Origin of the sequence: Glaciecola siphonariae, from assembly GCF_042652645.1 — a bacterium.
GTDB classification, from domain to species: domain Bacteria; phylum Pseudomonadota; class Gammaproteobacteria; order Enterobacterales; family Alteromonadaceae; genus Glaciecola; species Glaciecola siphonariae.
Genome location: NZ_JBHSGU010000029.1, coordinates 290,229 through 308,476 on the forward strand (window position 1 = coordinate 290,229; position 18,248 = coordinate 308,476).

Sequence of the window (18,248 nt, forward strand, 5' to 3'; positions counted from 1 at the left end):
CCTATGCGTTAAACACGAGCTAAGCTACATATTTTCAATAGCGAGCTTTTGGTCTTTTATCTTTGACAACTGCATTTGCGCGTCTGCAAGCTTAGCCTTCTCTTTATTGATAACAGCTTCAGGTGCTTTGCCTACAAAGTTTTGATTATTGAGCTTGCCTTGGGTTCTCGCCACGTCTTTTTCTAAGCGTTCTTGCGTTTTTTGCAAACGCGCAAGTTCGGCCGTCTTGTCAATCAGGCCTGCCATCGGGATGAGTATTTCCATCTCGCCCACTAAGGCAGTGGCTGACGCAGGCGCCTTTTCACCATCGGCTAACACCTCGATGCTGTCTAGCTTAGCTAACATCAACAGATACTCTTTGGTTTGCGCAAGGCGAGTAACATCGGCATCGTTAAGATTTTGCAACAACACGGGAAGCCGTTTTGATGGGGCGATATCCATCTCACCGCGAATATTGCGGATGCCCATAACAAACGCTTTTACCCATTCGATGTTATCTTCCGCTGATGGGTCGATTAGGCTTGTCTCAAAATGTGGAAACTCATCTACCATGATACTTGCAGCATCAGTGTGATTAACACTGAAAGGCTTAATTTTCTGCCAGATCTCATCGCTTATAAAAGGCATGATTGGGTGCAGGACTCGCATGAGTTGCTCAAGTACATTAATCAGCGTGTGGCGGGTACCGCGTTTTTCTGCCTCGCTCGCATTTTCGCTATTTAAAATTGATTTACTAAGTTCTAGATACCAGTCGCAAAATTGATTCCATGTAAATTCATAAAGCGTCTGTGCCGCCATGTCAAAGCGATATTCGCCTAAATGCTGCTCAAATTGCGTGACGGTGCGCTCAAAACGTGACCAAATCCATTTATCAAAGGGGCTTAGCACTTTTTCGCCCCCGGTGTTTCCGGTATCAAACTCTTCTGTATTCATTAAGACAAAGCGAGTGGCGTTCCATATCTTATTGCAGAAATTTCGATAGCCTTCAACACGACTCATATCAAAATTAATATCACGGCTAGTTGAGGCCATCGCGGCAAACGTGAAGCGCAGCGCATCGGTTCCGTATGCATCAATACCTTTGGGAAACTCAGCTTTTGTTTGTTTGATAATTTTTTCAGCCAGCTGTGGCTGCATCATGCCGGTTGTGCGTTTTTCGATAAGCGCATCAAGCTCAATGCCATCAATCAAGTCGATTGGGTCTAATACGTTCCCTTTCGACTTTGACATTTTATCGCCATTTTCATCTCGAATAAGACCGGTGATATAAATTTCTTTGAACGGGATTGTGCCTGTGAATTTTTTAGTCATCATTATCATTCGGGCTACCCAGAAAAAGATAATGTCGAAACCCGTTACCAGTACTGAGCTCGGCACAAATGTGCGCAGCTCCTCTGTATCGTTAGGCCAGCCCATCGTCGCAAATGGCCACAACGCTGACGAGAACCACGTATCGAGCACATCCTCGTCTTGATTTAAGACAAGCTCATCGGCAAGGTCATATTTCGCGCGTACATCCGCTTCTGACTTACCTACATAAATTTTGCCGTTTTCATCAAACCATGCGGGAATTCTGTGTCCCCACCAAAGTTGGCGGGAGATACACCAATCCTGAATATTATTCATCCACTGATAATATGTTTTGTTCCAGTTTTCTGGCACAAACTTGATCTCGCCCGATTCAACCGCCTCTATTGCAGGCTTGGCCAAAGATTCCACTGCCACATACCACTGGTCGGTAAGATAAGGTTCGATAACCACGCCGGTTCTATCGCCGCGCGGCACTTTAAGCTTATGGGGCTTAATATCGACCAATAAAGACTGGTCTGTTAAATCTGCAACAATTCGCTCACGCGCTTCAAAACGGTCGAGGCCTTGATACGCGTCGGGCGCTTGTTCGTTAATTTTTGCATCATCGGTGAATATATTGATTAAGGGCAGGTTATGGCGTTTACCCATTTCGTAGTCATTGAAATCATGAGCTGGGGTGATTTTCACGCAACCTGTGCCAAACTCCATGTCAACGTAGTCATCGGCAATAATAGGAATCTGACGTCCTGTGAGTGGAAGCGTTATGGTTTTGCCTACCATGTGTTTATAACGCTCATCATCAGGATGCACCGCAACTGCGCTATCACCGAGCATGGTTTCAGGTCTAGTGGTGGCGACAATGAGCGACTCATCGCTGTTGCTAAGTGGATAGCGCATGTGCCACATATGACCGTCTTCCTCTTCGCTCATCACTTCAAGCTCAGACACAGCCGTTAGCAGCACAGGGTCCCAATTCACCAGCCGTTTACCGCGATAAATCAAACCTTCATCATATAATTGGATGAAAACCTCTTGTACAGCTGCCGACAGATTATCATCCATCGTAAACACTTCGCGAGACCAATCGGCAGAGGCGCCAAGGCGTCTCATCTGTTGGGTGATATTACCGCCAGACTCTTCTTTCCAATCCCAGATTCGCTCAACAAACTTGTCTCGGCCCAGGTCATGGCGAGTTTGTCCCTTTGCGTTGAGTTGCCGCTCCACAACCATTTGAGTAGCAATGCCCGCATGGTCGGTTCCGCACTGCCATAAAGTGTTGTCACCCTTCATTCTATGGTAACGCACCAAAGCATCCATGATCGTGTGCTGAAACGCATGCCCCATGTGCAAACTGCCCGTCACGTTCGGGGGCGGAAGTAGGATGCAGTAAGGCTCTCCATGACCACTCGGGGCAAACATGCCTTTGGCTTCCCAATGTTGATAGCAAGCTTGTTCAATTTGACTTGGATTAAATGTTTTTTCCATTAATGGGTGTCTCTTTTAAAAATAACCGATGCGATGCATCGCGTTTAAATTAGTTAGCGTTGATAAATGCCATATGACAACCAGCTGATTTATATTCTTTGTAGCGTTCTCTGGCCGCTTTTTTAAGCGATTCGTCGCTTGGCACAAAATCAATGAGGTGCTGATAAGCGGCAAACTGCGACAAATACTCATGCGACATATTAATCACAAGTTTTTTATTTCGAATCGGCTGTTTGCCTATATTGTCTAACCATGAAATCTCTACGGGCGAACCATTTACCGGCCCTTCACCCTGCAGGTTGTGAGCAATAAATTTATCTGCAGGCTGTTGCCAGATAAATTCGTCAAGCTCTTCTGCTTGCGCTTTGTTTGTGCACACCACCGACAAATACTGTCTTTTTTGGTAGTGGTGAGAAACAAGTTCCACTACCTTCTGGATCAAAGTGTCTGAGTCTGGCTGCGCCCCTTGCGCGAGTTCGTAAAAGGTTACCTGCATTGAAGCGCGCTCTATTCGTCAGTTGATATATTAGCTTTGTTCATCAAATACTGAGTAAGCATTGGAACCGGTCGCCCTGTTGAGCCTTTTCTTGCTCCTCCAACCCAGGCTGTGCCCGCAATATCTAAATGTGCCCAATTATATTTCTTTGTGAACCGCGACAAAAAGCAGGCAGCGGTAATGGCACCTGCAGGTCTCCCTCCCAGATTGCTCATATCGGCAAACGGGCTTTCTATTTGATCTTGATACTCATCCCACAATGGCAGGCGCCATGCTTTATCAGAGCTTTGTTCAGATGCGTTTACAATTTCATGGGCCAGAGGGTTATGTGCACTGAAAACCGCAGTTGCATGCTTTCCTAAGGCGATAACACATGCACCGGTTAAGGTAGCCACATCTATTACTGTGTCAGGTTCAAATCTCTCAACATAGGTCAAAGCATCGCACAGAACTAAACGTCCCTCAGCATCCGTGTTAAGTACCTCAACCGTTTGCCCCGACATGGTGGTTAAAATATCTCCCGGGCGGTATGCATTTGCATCAGGCATGTTTTCGCAACCTGCCAAGACGCCGATAATATTAATGGGCAGATTAAGCGCAGCAACCGCATGCATGGTGCCAAGCACCCCGGCAGCTCCGCCCATATCGTATTTCATCTCGTCCATTGCTTCGCTAGGTTTAATCGAAATACCACCAGAGTCAAATGTAAGCCCTTTGCCCACAAGCACTACCGGCGCTTGGTCCGACGGACCACCAGCATGCTTTATGATGCTCATAATTGATTCGTTTACCGAGCCTCGCCCTACCGCCAGATAAGAATTCATGCCCAGCTCAGCCATTTTTGCTTCGTCTACCGTCTCTAAACTCAGTGACGGGTATTGCTCAACCAATTGTGCGGCCTGTTCATTCAAATACTTAGGGTTACAAATATTAGGCGGCATATTTGCAACATCTTTAGTGACTTTAACACCTGCGCTTATAGCTTGTGCGTGCTCAATGGCACGTTCGCCGAGGGTCAGCTCACGACGGGTGGGAACGTTGAAAACCATTTTTCTCAGTGGACGGCGTGGCTCGCCTTTTTTTGTTTTAAGCTGCAAAAAGGTATAGAGGGTATCGTTAGCAGCCTCAACTGCTTGGCGCACTTTCCAATAGGTGTCTCGGCCTTTAACATGCAGTTCGGTAAGAAAGTTAACCGCTTCCATTGACCCAGTTTCGTTAAGGGTTTGGATAGTCTTTGCCATAATTTGCTTATACTGACGCTCGTTGAGTTCACGCTCTTTACCGCATCCAACAAGTAAGACTCGCTCGCTAAGCACATTTGGAACATGATGCAGGAGAAGCATCTGTCCGGCTTTACCTTCTAAGTCTCCGCGGCGAATTAAATTGCTAATATAGCCTTCACTCACTTCATCAAGTTGTTCTGCAACAGGCGTTAAACGTCTCGGTTCAAATACACCTACAACGATGCACGCACTTCTTTGCTTTTCTGGACTGCCGCTTTTTACGCCAAACTCCATAATAACCCCCTCAAACAGCTGCCGCAGATAATGCGAGCCATAGCGCTTCGCGTAGCTGGATATATGATTGTAAATTTAGTTTTGTTTGCCTATGAGCAAGCGATTCTTATGTGCTACACTTCAACAACGAGCGATTAGCAAATATACAAAACTGCAATAAACACAGAGTTTACTGAAATATCGCTACGCTTTCATCAAAAACGACAATTTAGTATAAAAAGAATCTGGCCCAAATGCTTATTTTTAGATATCTCCTGCGAGAAACATTCAAATCTCAAATTGCCGTTTTTTTCATCTTAATGTCAATCTTCATTACCTTGAGATTTGTGCGCGTTTTAGACGACGCTACCGACGGAAACGTCCCCGCCGACTTAGTTTTAGGCTTCATCACGCTTTATAGTCCAGTTTTAGCGTCTTTAGTGCTGCCCATAAGTCTGTTTTTAGGCGTTATGCTTGCGCACGGCAGAATGTACGTTGAGAGCGAAATGACCGTGCTGAAGGCTTGCGGCGTAAGTGAGTGGTACGTTACCCGAGTTACCTTAATATTTTCTTTGTTTATCGCAATTATCACCGCAACAGTAACCTTATACTTAACCCCGCTTGCGCTTGAAAAAGAATATCAGCTCAAAGAAGAGGCCGCCGCATCTTCAGGGATTGCCGCGGTAGTGCCGGGCCGTTTTCAGCAAACTGGTGACAGTAAAGCGGTCATATTTGTACACGACACAGACAGTCAAACAGATTCATTGCGAAAGGTCTTTTTGTCTCAACGGGCCAAAGAAGATGATGAAATTCATCTCATTTATGCTCAGCAGGGCCGCATTCAGGAAAGTGCTTTTGGTGAGCAAATCCTAATATTAAACAATGGCAATCAATACGACGGTACAAAGCAATCTAATGACTATCAAATAGTTAATTTTGATGAATATTCTGTGACCATTACACCGCCTGATCGCGAGCGCGAGGGTCGCAAGCTCGCGGCTGTTTCAACCTCTGAACTCTGGAACATGGAAGGCATTGAAGCATCCGCAGAATTTCAGTGGCGCATCGCCATTCCGCTCTCTTTACCATTTCTAGTGCTTATAGCAGTGCCCATGAGTGCAGTAGACCCTCGCCAGGGTAGGTTTGGAAAAATGTTCCCGGCGCTGTTGCTGTATTTGGGATATTTTTTACTCCTGCTCGCCTCTAGGCGCATCATGGAAGATGGCAATTTACCGAGCTTTTTAGGACTTTGGTGGGTTCATGTAGTGATGCTAATGGTGGGAATTGGGCTGATTGCAAGAGATAGAAAAACCGGCGCTATTATTCGTCAAATGTTTTTGAGGCAGAAGAATGTTTAAAATCCTCGATCTCTACATTGCTCGCACGCTTCTTAGCACCATCGCAGTCACCCTTTCGGTGCTTGTAGGGCTAAGCGCACTCATCAAATTTGTAGAACAATTACGACGCGTTGGTCAAGGCGACTATGATATGACGGTTGCCGCGCTTTATGTTTTTTTAAGCCTACCGCGAGAAGTGGAGTTGTTCTTACCAATGGCCACTTTGCTAGGTGGCCTCATCGGAATGGGGCTTTTAGCGCAGAGCAGTGAATTGGTGGTCATGCAAGCATCGGGCTTGAGTCGCACTAACATTACGGTATCAGCGATGAAGTCGGTGGTAATCGTTATTATTGCCATGATGGCCATTGGTGAATTTGTTACACCGCAAAGCGAGAGCAGAGCAAAGGAGCTTCGAGCGCAAGCACTTTCGGGTGGAAGCTTGCTTTCATCGGGCTCCATTACGTGGGCGAAAGATGGTAATGACTTTGTAAGCATATCTAACGTTATCGACCAAAATAGTCTTCAAGACATTGAGGTGTTTAAATTTGACGATGAGCTCAATTTGGTTGAAATAATGCGAGCCGATTTTGCCGACTTTAATGGCGATAACTGGACCTTGTCAAAGGTCAATCAATCCTTTTTCACCGAACAGCGAATTACCAGCACACAACTCGATACGTTTAAATGGGACAGTTCTCTGACGCCCGATAAGCTCGGCATTGTTGCAATTAAGCCAGAGGCACTGTCTATTCGAGGTTTAGTAGACTATGTAGGATATTTAGAAAACAATGGACAAGAGGCGGCACGTTATGAACTCGCGTTGTGGCGTAAAATGTTACAGCCCGTCTCGGTGGCGGTAATGCTGCTGTTAGCCATGTCTTTTATATTTGGGCCATTACGAAGCGTTACTATGGGTGCGCGCACCATTATGGGCGTGTTAGCAGGATTTGGCTTCTTCATCAGCAACGAAATGTTTGGCCAAGTTAGCTTGGTGTTTCAGCTAGCACCAGCGATTGGCGCGCTCTTGCCAAGTGCTGTGTTTGCGACCTTGGCTGTTTATTTACTTAAACGCCGATGACGTTAATAACGATGATAAGGACAATCATCACCTTGAGTAACAATAATCGTCTCGCTTAATGGTTTTTATTTTCGCTTTGTACTACCTGTTTGCGCTGCCTATTTCGGAAGTTGCTTTGATAGTCACTCGCACTACCAAGCCCGATGATGATTCTCTTCAGCGCTTAAAAATAACACTTCGGTATTAGTGAGCCGGTCTTGAAGCGCAAGCTTGTTCTTGAAATCGAGCAAAACCAAAAGCGTTCCTAGACCCAGCAATGAACTGACCAAGCGGATAATTAAACGTTTATAGCCAACTGGCTCAGACGGATTTAAGTTATAAATACGAATTCGCCAAGCCCGCATACCTAAGGTTTGACCGCCGTGCTTCCAAAACCATAAAAAGAAAGTACAAACCCACATCAATACCCACACCTGAACGCTTAGCTTATAAAAGGCATTGTTTTGCATTAAATCACTTACATGCTCATAGCCTTGTTTTGATAAAAGCTGTGTTTCAAGGGCAACTGTTAACAATGCAATGAAAACAAGGGCAGATAGCATGCCGATTGCCACTGCAATCAGGCTATCGTAAACCATGGCCGCAAGGCGACGAAAAAACCCTGCGCGCTGAGAAATATTAGATTCCATACTAAGGTAATCACTCACCAATCAAAACTTGATATGGGCAAAGTGTATCACTATTTTATAAGGTAAAAAGCGTGAAATGCTTAGGGACTGAGCAAACGCATCGAAGATGTGTAAATAAGACTTGATACACACATGGAGATGGCTATAATGCACAACACTTCGAAAGAAGCGATTTTAACACTGCCAGAGTGGCGAAATTGGTAGACGCAGCGGATTCAAAATCCGCCGGTAGTAATACTGTGCCGGTTCAAGTCCGGCCTCTGGTACCAAATTCTAAGGCCTCGAAATTTTACATCTCGAGGCCTTTTTTGATCGACCTTACTGGCCTAAATGCTAGCCAGTGATAGCTGATATCCTGAGTATTTGCGGATATTTATTACTCGGTCACTATCTAGTAGCAAATACTGCCCTTTTATTCCGTTTAAAACACCCGAAAACCCTAGCTCTTTATCAAGATTAATAGACTTAATCTTTTGGGGATATTGCAGAACGGGATACTCAATATCAACCGGCTCAATATCTAACGGTGATATTGCTTGCAGGCCGTATTCTTGCGTAAGCGCATCTAGTTCGGGCTTTGCTAGTTCAAGTAGCTCATCACGTTTTTCCTGTAAATCAATAGCCGTAATATTTCCTTTTAGCATTGTTCGCCAGTTTGTTTTGTCAGCAATGTGTTTTGCGAGCGTCGTTTCTACTAAACCACTGAGCTTGCGCTCCCCCACTCTGAAAATGGCGAGCGCTTGGGATGCGCCTTGGTCTATCCATCGGGACGACACACCATCACTTGCGTGTCGAGTGATACCCACTTTTGCAGCACCTGTATTGGCCAAATAAACAAAGTGAGGCTGCAGGCAATGGGTCTCGCCCCATTCCGGTTCACGGCAAGTGCCGGCATGATAATGGCAAAGCTCTGGCTTAATAATGCACGTGTCGCACTGTGCTAAGCGCATTAAGCACGGATAGCAATAGCCCTGATTAAAACTCTTTTTAGTCACTCGCTCACAATGAACACATTGAATAACATTGCTAAACTCAACTTCAATCGACGTACCTATTAGTGCGTTCATATTCACTAACTCATCGCCTATCGGAAGCTGATACTCCACTTTATTATTGGCGTCTACGCCAACTTTCATTTTATTTACTGTTCCGTGATACACAAAGTTTCTCATCTGACATTGTTGCCTTTTAGTATGCCAGAACTAAGCAGCAAAAACAGGATGCAAGTGCCAATAGCCATCGCCTCGCTGCGATCACCATCAACTTTTATCGAAGATTTACGAATCAATCAACATGAATTTCTGATTACAAATGTAAGCAAATACGGCTAGTTTGTGCGTGCGAGGTCTTAATGAAATTTATTGATAATAAGTTAGCTAAATTAAAGGCAGAGGTAAGCGAGTTAGCCGACCACTGCGAACAACTAGGTGATGAAAAAACTAGGCAGCTTTTGCTTGAGGTAGAAGAACTGCTGGACATTACACACAGCAGTTTTTTGGGTAAGAGCTTGAATAATATAATGCCCCATCAAATCAATAAACAGCAAAAGCACTAAAGCCACTCAGCTTTGCTCACTAGCTACTTGGCAACCATAAGATTGTTATCTACTTTTCTCGAACGATGTCCCGCGGACATGAAGTGTTCTTTTGCCGCACGTTATGGCCTTTTTTACGAATTTCTTTGCAAACCTTCCACAGAATCATTTATCGCTTAAGCACTCTATTAGTTTTGCACCTAAGCAAATTTACACTATGATATTGGATAGAGCGAAACGTACCGAAACAGCGAAACGCACACAAGGAGCGAAGGCGATTTTATGTCTATTCGAAGAGCAAAAAGACTCACCTTAAAAGAGGTAGCGCTTAAAATCGGTGTGTCTACGGCAACGGTATCTAACGCATTTAATCGCCCCTCTCAGTTATCTCAAGAATTACGTGAAGAAATTCTGCAATCTTGCAAAGAAATGGGGTATGCAGGACCACATGCCGAATCGCGACAACTTCGCACTGGTAAGACTAAAGTTATCGGGGTAATGCTTTCTCATCAATTAAGCTATAGCTTTTCAGACCCCGTCGCCAACATGGTGCTACAAGGAATTTCGCAAGTATTCGAAAAGCCTGAATACAATATATTAGTCGTGCCATCCCGACGTGAATTAAAGAGTTTAAGTGGTTTAGAGTCATTCGTTGAAGGCTTCATTATTTATGGCCCACCATCGCAAGACCGATTACGCGAATTGATTTATCACCGAAAAGCCATTATTGCTATCGACTTTACTTTGGAAAATGCGGTCTCAATTAATATTAATAATCAAAAAGCCGCGAGAGAGTGTGCGGAATTTGCCTTTTCGCATCATCCAGAACACACGGTGATATTGGGTCTTCGTATGGCACAAGAAAACCGAACAGCAAATCTTGAAAATCTTACCCTGTACGATCCGGCAAACAATATTATGGTTCAACGCCTACTCGGGTTTCAGGAGGCTGCTTTAGCGAGTAATAAGGTCATATCTAAGTCGCACATCTGGAATATTCCCGACAACACGCATTTTTTAGCCTACGAAACCGCTAAGTATGTATTACAGCAAACACCTCGCCCAAATGTCTTGTTGTGCATGAGCGACAGGATTGCGCTTAGCGCTATTCAGGCGGCGCACGACTTAGGGCTAAAAGTGCCGAATGATGTCATGATTACTGGCTATGACGGTATCGACGAGGCACGGACATCCACTCCGTCGGTAACGACTATCGAGCAACCAAGTCTTGAAAAAGGACGCGCTGCTGCCGAAATATTCTTAGGCGACAGAGAAGAGGAAAACCTGACTCTACACGCACCTCTTGTTATTCGCGATAGTTGTCCAAATCCAAATTAAGTAAATATTAAGTTAAATTAAGTCGTCTTTTAGATTTCACCTGCACTGTTTTTGAGTAAAATCTGGCATCCAAGATTAGTAGCAGTAGGTGTAACATGTCAGATTGGTGGAAAGGCGCAGTCATATATCAAATCTATCCGCGTAGTTTTAAAGACACAAGTAACAACGGTGTAGGAGACTTACCGGGTATCACCCAAAAGCTAGAATATATTGCTTCTCTGGGTGTCGACGCAATTTGGATATCGCCCTTTTTTAAATCACCTATGCATGATTTTGGTTATGACATTTCTGATTACTGCGCTGTTGATCCACTGTTTGGCAATCTAGTAGATTTTAAAGAACTACTGGAAAAGGCCCATAGTCTTAATATTAAGGTAATCATAGACCAAGTTATCAGCCATTGCTCAATTGAACATCCTTGGTTTAGCGAAAGCAGAAAAGATAAAACTAACGCAAAGGCAGATTGGTTTGTATGGGCTGACCCGAAAGAAGATGGTTCAGAGCCGAATAATTGGCTGTCATTTTTTGGCGGCAGCGCTTGGACCTTCGATGAGTCACGTGGCCAGTATTATTTTCACAACTTTTTGACTAATCAGCCAGATTTAAACTTTCACAACCCAGAAGTGCAAGCAGCTCAACTTAATAACTTAAAGTTTTGGTTAGATTTGGGTGTCGACGGCTTCAGACTCGATGTTGCTAACTTTTACTTTCATGACAAAGACCTGCGAGACAATCCCATTTTTCCGGAGGGTGAGCGCAGCACAGTAGGGGTTACCGATTCAAACCCTTATTCAAGACAACAGCATATTCACTCTATCACGCAGGCTGAGAACATCGCCTTTATCGAAAAGATGCGCCAGCTAATGGATCAGTATCCCAATACTACGACGATGGGCGAGATAAATGGTGAACATTCCTTAGACATAATGGCCGAGTACACCACGGGCGATAATCGCATGCACATGGCATATACCTTCGATTTATTGGGGGAAGACTGCAGCAAAGAGGCGATAGAAGCGGTAGCAGAAGAATTTAATTTAACCCTAAAAGATGGGTGGGCATGTTGGGCATTATGTAATCACGACGTGAAACGCGTTGTAAGCCGCTGGGGTCCGTCGCAAAGTCACCCAGACTTTCCTTTGGCAGCTATGGCTTTACTGTTAAGTCTTAAAGGAAGTGTGTGCCTGTATCAGGGTGAAGAACTCGGTCTGCCCGAGGGAGACGTAGCATTTGAAGACATTCAGGACCCTTACGGAAAGCCCTTCTGGCCTGAATATAAAGGCCGAGATGGCTGCAGAACGCCAATGGTTTGGGATACTTCCGCTCAGTACGCTGGGTTTTCAGATGCTAAACCCTGGTTACCCGTGGATAACACACAGCAGTTAATGTCGGTCGCTTCTCAGGAAGCTTCTCAAACAAGCGTACTCAACAAAACGCGCCAACTTATCACATGGCGTAATCAACAACCCTCACTGAAGATAGGTGAGTTTACGTTACTAGATTTACCTGGCGTATTGGCATGGCTGAGAACCACAGAAGAACAGCAAATGTTGGTAGTCATCAATTTAAGTGCTTCCGCTCAAGATGTTGAGCTTCCGTTTGCAAATGTTGCCGCGCAAAATCCCGCAGGATTCGAATTTTCTTTAGAAGGGCACAGCCTTCACTTACCGGCTTACCAAGTATTGTTTGCTACGGTTGATTAAGATGCGTGAAATTAAGTAAAAATTAAGTTAACAAAATCATTAAGCCTTCATCACATCGGTGGTGTATTCAGTTATGATTAATTAGCAACGAAAGCGCCGCTAAATAGAGCGTTTACTTAACAAACACAACAAAAACAAGAAGGGTGTATAACATCCGCACGGAGCACGTACATGGGCACAATTCACAATATTGACTTGTATATCATTGCAGCCTACTTTTTGGTTGTATTAGCTATTGGGGTTTGGGTAGGGCTAAAAACTAAAACCGGTGAAGACCTGTTTTTAGGCGGTCGAACCTTAACTTGGGGTGTCATTGGCGCTTCCCTGTTTGCTTCAAATATTTCGAGCACAACCTTAATAGGATTAACTGGAGCCGCCTACACCACCGGTATAGCAAGCTCTAATTACGAATGGCTCGCTGGCGTGCCGCTAATCATTATGGCAGCGGTTTTTATTCCCATTTATTTGCGCGCTCAAATTACCACGGTGCCTGAGTATTTAGAGATGCGGTATGACGTGCGCTCTCGAAAAATCTTTTCGTCTGTGACGATTGTGACCAGTGTACTGGTCGATATGGCGGGTGGACTATACGCAGGCGCAATCGTACTGCAGGTATTCTTTCCAGAGTTATCGCTCACTTATACCGCAATCGGTTTGGCCTTAGTTGCAGGCTTTTATACCGCATTTGGCGGTCTTAAAGCAGTTGCCTACACCGATACTCTTCAGGCGATTATTCTCGTGGTTGGTTGTAGCATACTGACATATATGCTCTTTGACCGACTAGACTTTTCGTGGTCAATGCTAACCTCCTCAGTGCCCGACAACCATTTATCTGTCGTTCGCCCGATGGACGATCCTACGCTCCCATGGCTTGGCACACTTGTTGGCGTTCCATTACTTGGATTCTGGTATTGGGTAACCAATCAATACGTCACTCAACGCGTCTTGGCAGCAAAGAACGTTCAACATGCGCGCTGGGGAGCGATGCTAGGTGGTTTCCTAAAAATCCTTCCGCTATTTATTATGGTGTTGCCTGGCGCAATGGCTATCAGCATTCTTCCGAACATAGAGAATGGCGATATGGTGTTTCCAACCTTAGTTGCTGAAGTGTTGCCTGTTGGCGTTGTAGGTATCGTTTTAGCAGGTCTTGTGTCTGCCATCATGTCAACTGTCGACTCTACTCTTAACTCTGCCTCTACCTTGGTGGTAGTGGATTTTGTGAAACCACGAAGACCCGGCATAAGCGACCGTGAAGTTGCTAAAATTGGGCGAATCTGCACCATCGTTATTATGCTTATTGCCGCTCTTTGGGCTCCTCAAATCGCCAACTTTGGTGGGTTATGGACCTATCTACAGCAAATGTTTGCCATCATTGTTCCCCCGGTTGCAGTTTTATTTTTAGTCGGCGTATTTTACAGAACAGCCACACCAACAGCCGCATTTTGGACATTGATTCTAGGATTTGTGTTAGGTATTGCGATGTTTTTAGCTCGCCAAAGTGGCCTATTAGACATGCATTTCTCTGTAGGCGTTGGCGTGATGTTTGCTGTTTGCACAGCGATTTTTGTCGCCGTGTCAAAATTTGGCCCACAAGACCTAAAACAAGACGTTTCTGCACTGGTGTTTGACAAATCCTTGATTGCGGAAAAATCGGGCACCAGCATTTTTGCTGATTATCGTGTGCATGCAGTATTGCTCGTGATTTCTATGCTTTGGGTATTAGTTACTTTTTGGTAGCCCACCATTACTGACCAACTATTGATGAGGATATTATGCTGTTAAGACAAACCAACATACAAAAACTGAGCGAGCAAGAGTTCGATGTTTTAGTCGTTGGTTCGGGTATCAACGGCGCTGTCGCTGCGGCAGCGCTAAAGCGAAAAGGTGCAAAAGTTGCACTAATTGATAAAGGCGACTTTGCGGGTCATACCTCGTCTAACTCATCAAATTTAGCTTGGGGTGGCATCAAGTACCTAGAAAATCACGAATATCTATTGGTCAATAAACTATGCAAAAGTCGTAACCATTTAATGAGAAGCTATCCTTCCACAGTGAAAGAGATTCGCTTCTTAACCACTCTACAAAAAGGTTTTCGATTTCCAGCTTGGTTTGTGTATATAGGTACCGTCCTGTATTGGCTAATGGGAAGGTTTTTTACTCAAAAGCCGACGTTTTTGACTGCGAAGGAAATTAAGAATACGGAAAGTGTAATTGATGTCAGCAATGCGCAGGGCGGGTTTGAATACTCCGACGCATTTTTATATGACAACGATGCACGCTTTGTCTTTAATTTTGTAAGAAGTGCGATGGATAACGGCGCAGTTGTTGCCAACTATGTTGGCGCAACTGCAACCAAACGCGAGCAGGGCTTCTGGACTACAGAGGCATGCGATGTTATCAGCGCAAAAACCTTTTCGATTAAGTCTAAAGCGGTCATTAATGCCTGCGGACCTATGGTTGATCTTTTCAACGAGCAAAATCATCAGAAAACAGAACATAATCATCTATTCTCCAAGGGTGTTCACCTGATCGTCAATAAGCTCACAAGCGTTGACAAGGTGCTCGCCTTTTTTGCATCAGATGGGCGTTTGTTTTTCGTTATACCTATGGGTCAAAAAACGTGTATCGGCACAACCGATGACCAAGTTGAAAACCCCGCAACAACAGTCACCGAAGCAGACCGTACTTTTATTCTAGACAATGTAAATGCCTTGCTTGACTTAGAAAAACCACTGACAAGGGCAGACATCATTTCCGAACGATGTGGTGTTAGACCACTCGCTGTTAAGGGTGGTAAAGGCGAAGCAGATTGGGTTCAACTATCTAGAAAGCATGCTATTGATGTAGACCAAGACAAGCAATACATGAGTATATTCGGAGGCAAATTAACCGATTGTATTAATGTGGGTGAAGAAGTATGCGAACTCATCGAAAATATGGGGATCGCCCTGCCAGAGCGAGATAAGATTTGGTATGGAGAGTCCTCCGCGCAAATAAAAGCAGAATTTGAGTATCGTGCAAAATTATTAAATTTAGATGCAATGACCCCAGAGTATTCATCAGAGAAACTTACTACACGTCTATGGCGACGTTATGACATTCACGCGCTTCAAATATTGGATGAAATACAGCGTGACCCAAGTCAGGCAGGACAGTTGATGAAAAATGCTGAATATCTGAGAGCTGAACTTCACTACGCCGCCCGACGCGAGATGATTACAAAGCTTGAGGATTTCTTGCGCAGACGTTCAAAAATTGAAATGGTGCTTCGCAAGGAAGATATTATCTCTACACCGGGGATCATTGAGGCTTGTGAGATATTGTTTGGTGATGAGGCAGACGAGAAACGCAACGAATATATAAAAAAGGCTAGAGAGAGCGCTTAGACGCGCTGGCACATGACTACCTTAAGGCATTGCGAGCACAACGCTAAATAGCGTTCATAACGGCTCGCATAAGCTTTTACTCAACGAGCAGTCTCACACGCCAAATCCTTGCTTTCCAAATCCGTGCTTTTACTTTCCAGATTTAATGCTTAATGACAGCAACATGTCGTCTAAAATTCGATTTAAATCGTTAAATTTTTCGCCAGTAATATAAATACTCATACTCGAACGTATGCTGATATCAACACCGTGCTGCGCGTCTATGAAGGTTGCCTCTAGTGCTTGCTGCACCCTTTCAAAAAATGACTTTGCAGAGTCTTCTTCAATGTCGGTTAAGCAAAGAATAAACTGTTCTGGCGCAAAGCGGCCTAAAATATCGTTGCTTCGTGTAACTTTTGACAAGGTACTCGCGATTTTTTGAAGAACATAGTCGCCTTTAGTAGAGCCAATTTGACGATTCACTTCCCTGAAATTACCTAGGTCAAAAATCGCTAATGCATTTATTTTGCCTTTACTCGGTGGCATAACTTTTAAAATCTCAGTGACGGCTGTTTTACTGTTTAGCAACTGAGTACTGGGATCTAACGACATCCTAGCAATGTGGCGCTTACGCAAAATGATCGCTAGTGCTATCACACCCAGAAATACGACGATTACCGCACCAATCAATAGTCTAGCTTTACGCCTCTCTGCAGCAACAATCTCGTTTTCAAGCACATAAATTTTGCCATACAAATTAGCCACACTCATAATCTTCGAAAATCCATCATGATTCTGCTTAATCTGATCTAACTTCTTAAGGCTTTTTTCATAGGCTTCGCTGGCAGCATCTAAATCACCCAGTGCAAAATAAGCCCTTACTAAAAACTTATAATAATCGTAGGTATCATATTGTTTACTGGCTTGATCAATTTTACTCTCAGCGTCAACAAAATTTTGTAAGCACACTAAGTTTTTGCGCTCCAAACAAGGTACAGCGCTATACCAGTTGTATAGGCTTTGATAAAACTTTCCATTAATTTTATCCAATGACGACTTAAGCAATGGAAGTGTCGTTTCGAGACTGTCTATATCATTCACACGATAGTAGTAACCAGCTTTAACATAGTGGTACCAAAAGTTAGTTAGTGGCGTACCAACGTCTTGATTTATTTCCCCAAACTCTTCTATGGCTTGATAAGCGCGCTCGAACTGACCGCTGCCAAACAGCGACGTGATTGCACTAATTAATATCGACAGTCGGTTACTACCTGTATACACATCTTTGCCCATCTCGTGCGCTTTTAAGTATTGCTCTGCGGCGAGTACATGCTGTTCGCGTTTGCCAAAAAATAAACCCACACTGTTGTGAATATGCGCAAGGGCGCGTTTATTTTCAGACGATGCATACTGTTCGATTAACGCAAAATATGCGGCAATACGCTCACTATCGTTGCTATAACCACTATCTTTACAATTTGTAATAAGCCCTAAGGCTGAACTCATTTCAATATCTTCAAATTTATCTCTTGATAGAGAATAGGCTTTCGCATAGTGGACACAACGCTCATTATTTTCCTGAACGTCGTAAGTAAACCCTAACTGATAGGTGGCAGAGGCAAAATACTCGCTACTCTCATCTGCTTGTGGATGGTTAATAATGTCTTTTAAGGTGGCCTGTGCTTGATCAAACTGACCGTTGCAGTTTTGGAAGTGAGTTTTATTGACCAGTAGTCTAAAACGTTCGGTGGTAGATAAGTCATTTGAATCTAGTATTTCGTCAAGTTTTGGCAAATGGACTGGATTCGGACAATCATAGGTCACAGTTTTCAATTCGCTCAGAAAGTCGTCTATATCTGAACCGGCATGCGCATCAACTTGTAAAAGTAAGATGAGGAATGACGCAATAGTAATATTTTTGCTATACGGTAAGTTCAAATTTAACCCTTACTCTTTTATTCACCGCCCGAATGACAAAGAGTGATTCAACTTCGGGATGTGTGCTAGTTTATTGATTTACGATAGCCTTAACAACACAATTCCATGAATTGTTGTTAATATCTTGTAATAAGAAATAACAAATGACTTCCAAAGAGGATGCATAAAAAAAGCCCTAGTCTTGTGACTAGGGCTTTCTTCGAATAGGAGTCTGGCGATGTGCTACTCTCACATGGGGAAACCCCACACTACCATCGCCGCTAATACGTTTCACTTCTGAGTTCGGGATGGAGTCAGGTGGTACCGTATCGCTATTGTCGCCAGACATTAACTGTTGAACTATCAAGCAAAGCTCAATACTTCTCAATAATGGTTAACAATGTTGGAATGCTGATAATTGCTTTTTCTTTAACGTAGAGTCGCTACTCAATCTGTCTATATATGATTGTCTTAACTTGTCACCTACAACCCTTGCCTACCTCCTACATACTCATACTTGCGCGTCTTTAGCGAGCAGGTTATTTGCCAGTCGATTTTA

At 44.0% G+C, this 18,248-nt stretch carries 13 protein-coding genes, 1 tRNA gene and 1 rRNA gene; 8 read left to right on the forward strand and 7 right to left on the reverse strand.

The features are described 5' to 3' along the window. Positions 1 to 24 precede the first annotated feature (24 nt). Genes ACFO4O_RS18030 through pepA form a run of 3 tightly spaced genes read right to left on the reverse strand, consistent with a single transcriptional unit; the run spans position 25 to position 4,809 of the window. Positions 25 to 2,796: a valine--tRNA ligase gene (locus tag ACFO4O_RS18030; protein ID WP_382411095.1), complete on the reverse strand. Its 2,772-nt coding sequence runs from the start codon at positions 2,794 to 2,796 to the stop codon at positions 25 to 27. Positions 2,797 to 2,845: 49 nt separating this feature from the next. After that, entirely contained in the window at positions 2,846 to 3,292 is a 447-nt protein-coding gene (locus ACFO4O_RS18035) for a DNA polymerase III subunit chi (RefSeq protein ID WP_382411097.1), read from the reverse strand. Positions 3,293 to 3,303: 11 nt separating this feature from the next. Continuing rightward, a complete protein-coding gene (pepA, locus tag ACFO4O_RS18040; RefSeq protein WP_382411099.1) occupies positions 3,304 to 4,809 on the reverse strand; it encodes a leucyl aminopeptidase in 1,506 nt (501 codons plus the stop codon). Positions 4,810 to 5,042: 233 nt separating this feature from the next. Here pepA and lptF point away from each other — a divergent pair, with 233 nt between their 5' ends. Then, positions 5,043 to 6,146 carry an LPS export ABC transporter permease LptF gene (gene lptF / locus ACFO4O_RS18045; protein ID WP_382411101.1) on the forward strand — a complete coding sequence of 368 codons (1,104 nt, stop codon included), beginning with the start codon at positions 5,043 to 5,045 and terminating at the stop codon, positions 6,144 to 6,146. Beyond that, positions 6,139 to 7,203 carry an LPS export ABC transporter permease LptG gene (gene lptG, locus ACFO4O_RS18050; protein WP_382411103.1) on the forward strand — a complete coding sequence of 355 codons (1,065 nt, stop codon included), beginning with the start codon at positions 6,139 to 6,141 and terminating at the stop codon, positions 7,201 to 7,203. Before lptF ends, lptG begins: the two co-directional genes overlap by 8 nt. A gap of 131 nt (positions 7,204 to 7,334) precedes the next feature. Here the strand turns inward: lptG and ACFO4O_RS18055 are convergent, their stop codons facing one another. Then, a complete protein-coding gene (locus ACFO4O_RS18055; RefSeq protein ID WP_382411105.1) occupies positions 7,335 to 7,832 on the reverse strand; it encodes an RDD family protein in 498 nt (165 codons plus the stop codon). Positions 7,833 to 8,014: 182 nt separating this feature from the next. Here ACFO4O_RS18055 and ACFO4O_RS18060 point away from each other — a divergent pair. After that, positions 8,015 to 8,101 (forward strand) — tRNA-Leu (locus tag ACFO4O_RS18060). Between the two features lie 57 nt (positions 8,102 to 8,158). Here ACFO4O_RS18060 and ACFO4O_RS18065 read toward each other — a convergent pair. Beyond that, complete coding sequence (locus ACFO4O_RS18065; RefSeq protein ID WP_382411107.1) at positions 8,159 to 9,004, reverse strand: DUF2797 domain-containing protein; 846 nt, start codon at positions 9,002 to 9,004, stop codon at positions 8,159 to 8,161. 179 nt (positions 9,005 to 9,183) lie between these two features. Between ACFO4O_RS18065 and ACFO4O_RS18070 the strand changes: the two genes are divergently transcribed. From ACFO4O_RS18070 to ACFO4O_RS18090, 5 genes are all read left to right on the forward strand, one after another. After that, on the forward strand, positions 9,184 to 9,387 hold the full coding sequence (locus ACFO4O_RS18070) for a hypothetical protein (protein WP_382411109.1): 204 nt from the start codon (positions 9,184 to 9,186) through the stop codon (positions 9,385 to 9,387). A gap of 261 nt (positions 9,388 to 9,648) precedes the next feature. Further along, complete coding sequence (locus ACFO4O_RS18075; protein ID WP_382411111.1) at positions 9,649 to 10,704, forward strand: LacI family DNA-binding transcriptional regulator; 1,056 nt, start codon at positions 9,649 to 9,651, stop codon at positions 10,702 to 10,704. Between the two features lie 95 nt (positions 10,705 to 10,799). Continuing rightward, positions 10,800 to 12,407, forward strand: coding sequence for an alpha-glucosidase family protein (locus ACFO4O_RS18080; RefSeq protein WP_382411113.1), 1,608 nt, complete (start codon positions 10,800 to 10,802; stop codon positions 12,405 to 12,407). 171 nt (positions 12,408 to 12,578) lie between these two features. Continuing rightward, on the forward strand, positions 12,579 to 14,144 hold the full coding sequence (locus ACFO4O_RS18085; protein ID WP_382411115.1) for a sodium:solute symporter: 1,566 nt from the start codon (positions 12,579 to 12,581) through the stop codon (positions 14,142 to 14,144). A gap of 35 nt (positions 14,145 to 14,179) precedes the next feature. Next, positions 14,180 to 15,793 carry a glycerol-3-phosphate dehydrogenase/oxidase gene (locus ACFO4O_RS18090; RefSeq protein ID WP_382411117.1) on the forward strand — a complete coding sequence of 538 codons (1,614 nt, stop codon included), beginning with the start codon at positions 14,180 to 14,182 and terminating at the stop codon, positions 15,791 to 15,793. A 129-nt stretch (positions 15,794 to 15,922) separates the two neighbouring features. Here the strand turns inward: ACFO4O_RS18090 and ACFO4O_RS18095 are convergent, their stop codons facing one another. Next, positions 15,923 to 17,710: a GGDEF domain-containing protein gene (locus tag ACFO4O_RS18095; RefSeq protein ID WP_382411119.1), complete on the reverse strand. Its 1,788-nt coding sequence runs from the start codon at positions 17,708 to 17,710 to the stop codon at positions 15,923 to 15,925. 209 nt (positions 17,711 to 17,919) lie between these two features. Further along, positions 17,920 to 18,035, reverse strand: a 5S ribosomal RNA gene (gene rrf, locus ACFO4O_RS18100). Positions 18,036 to 18,248 lie beyond the last annotated feature (213 nt).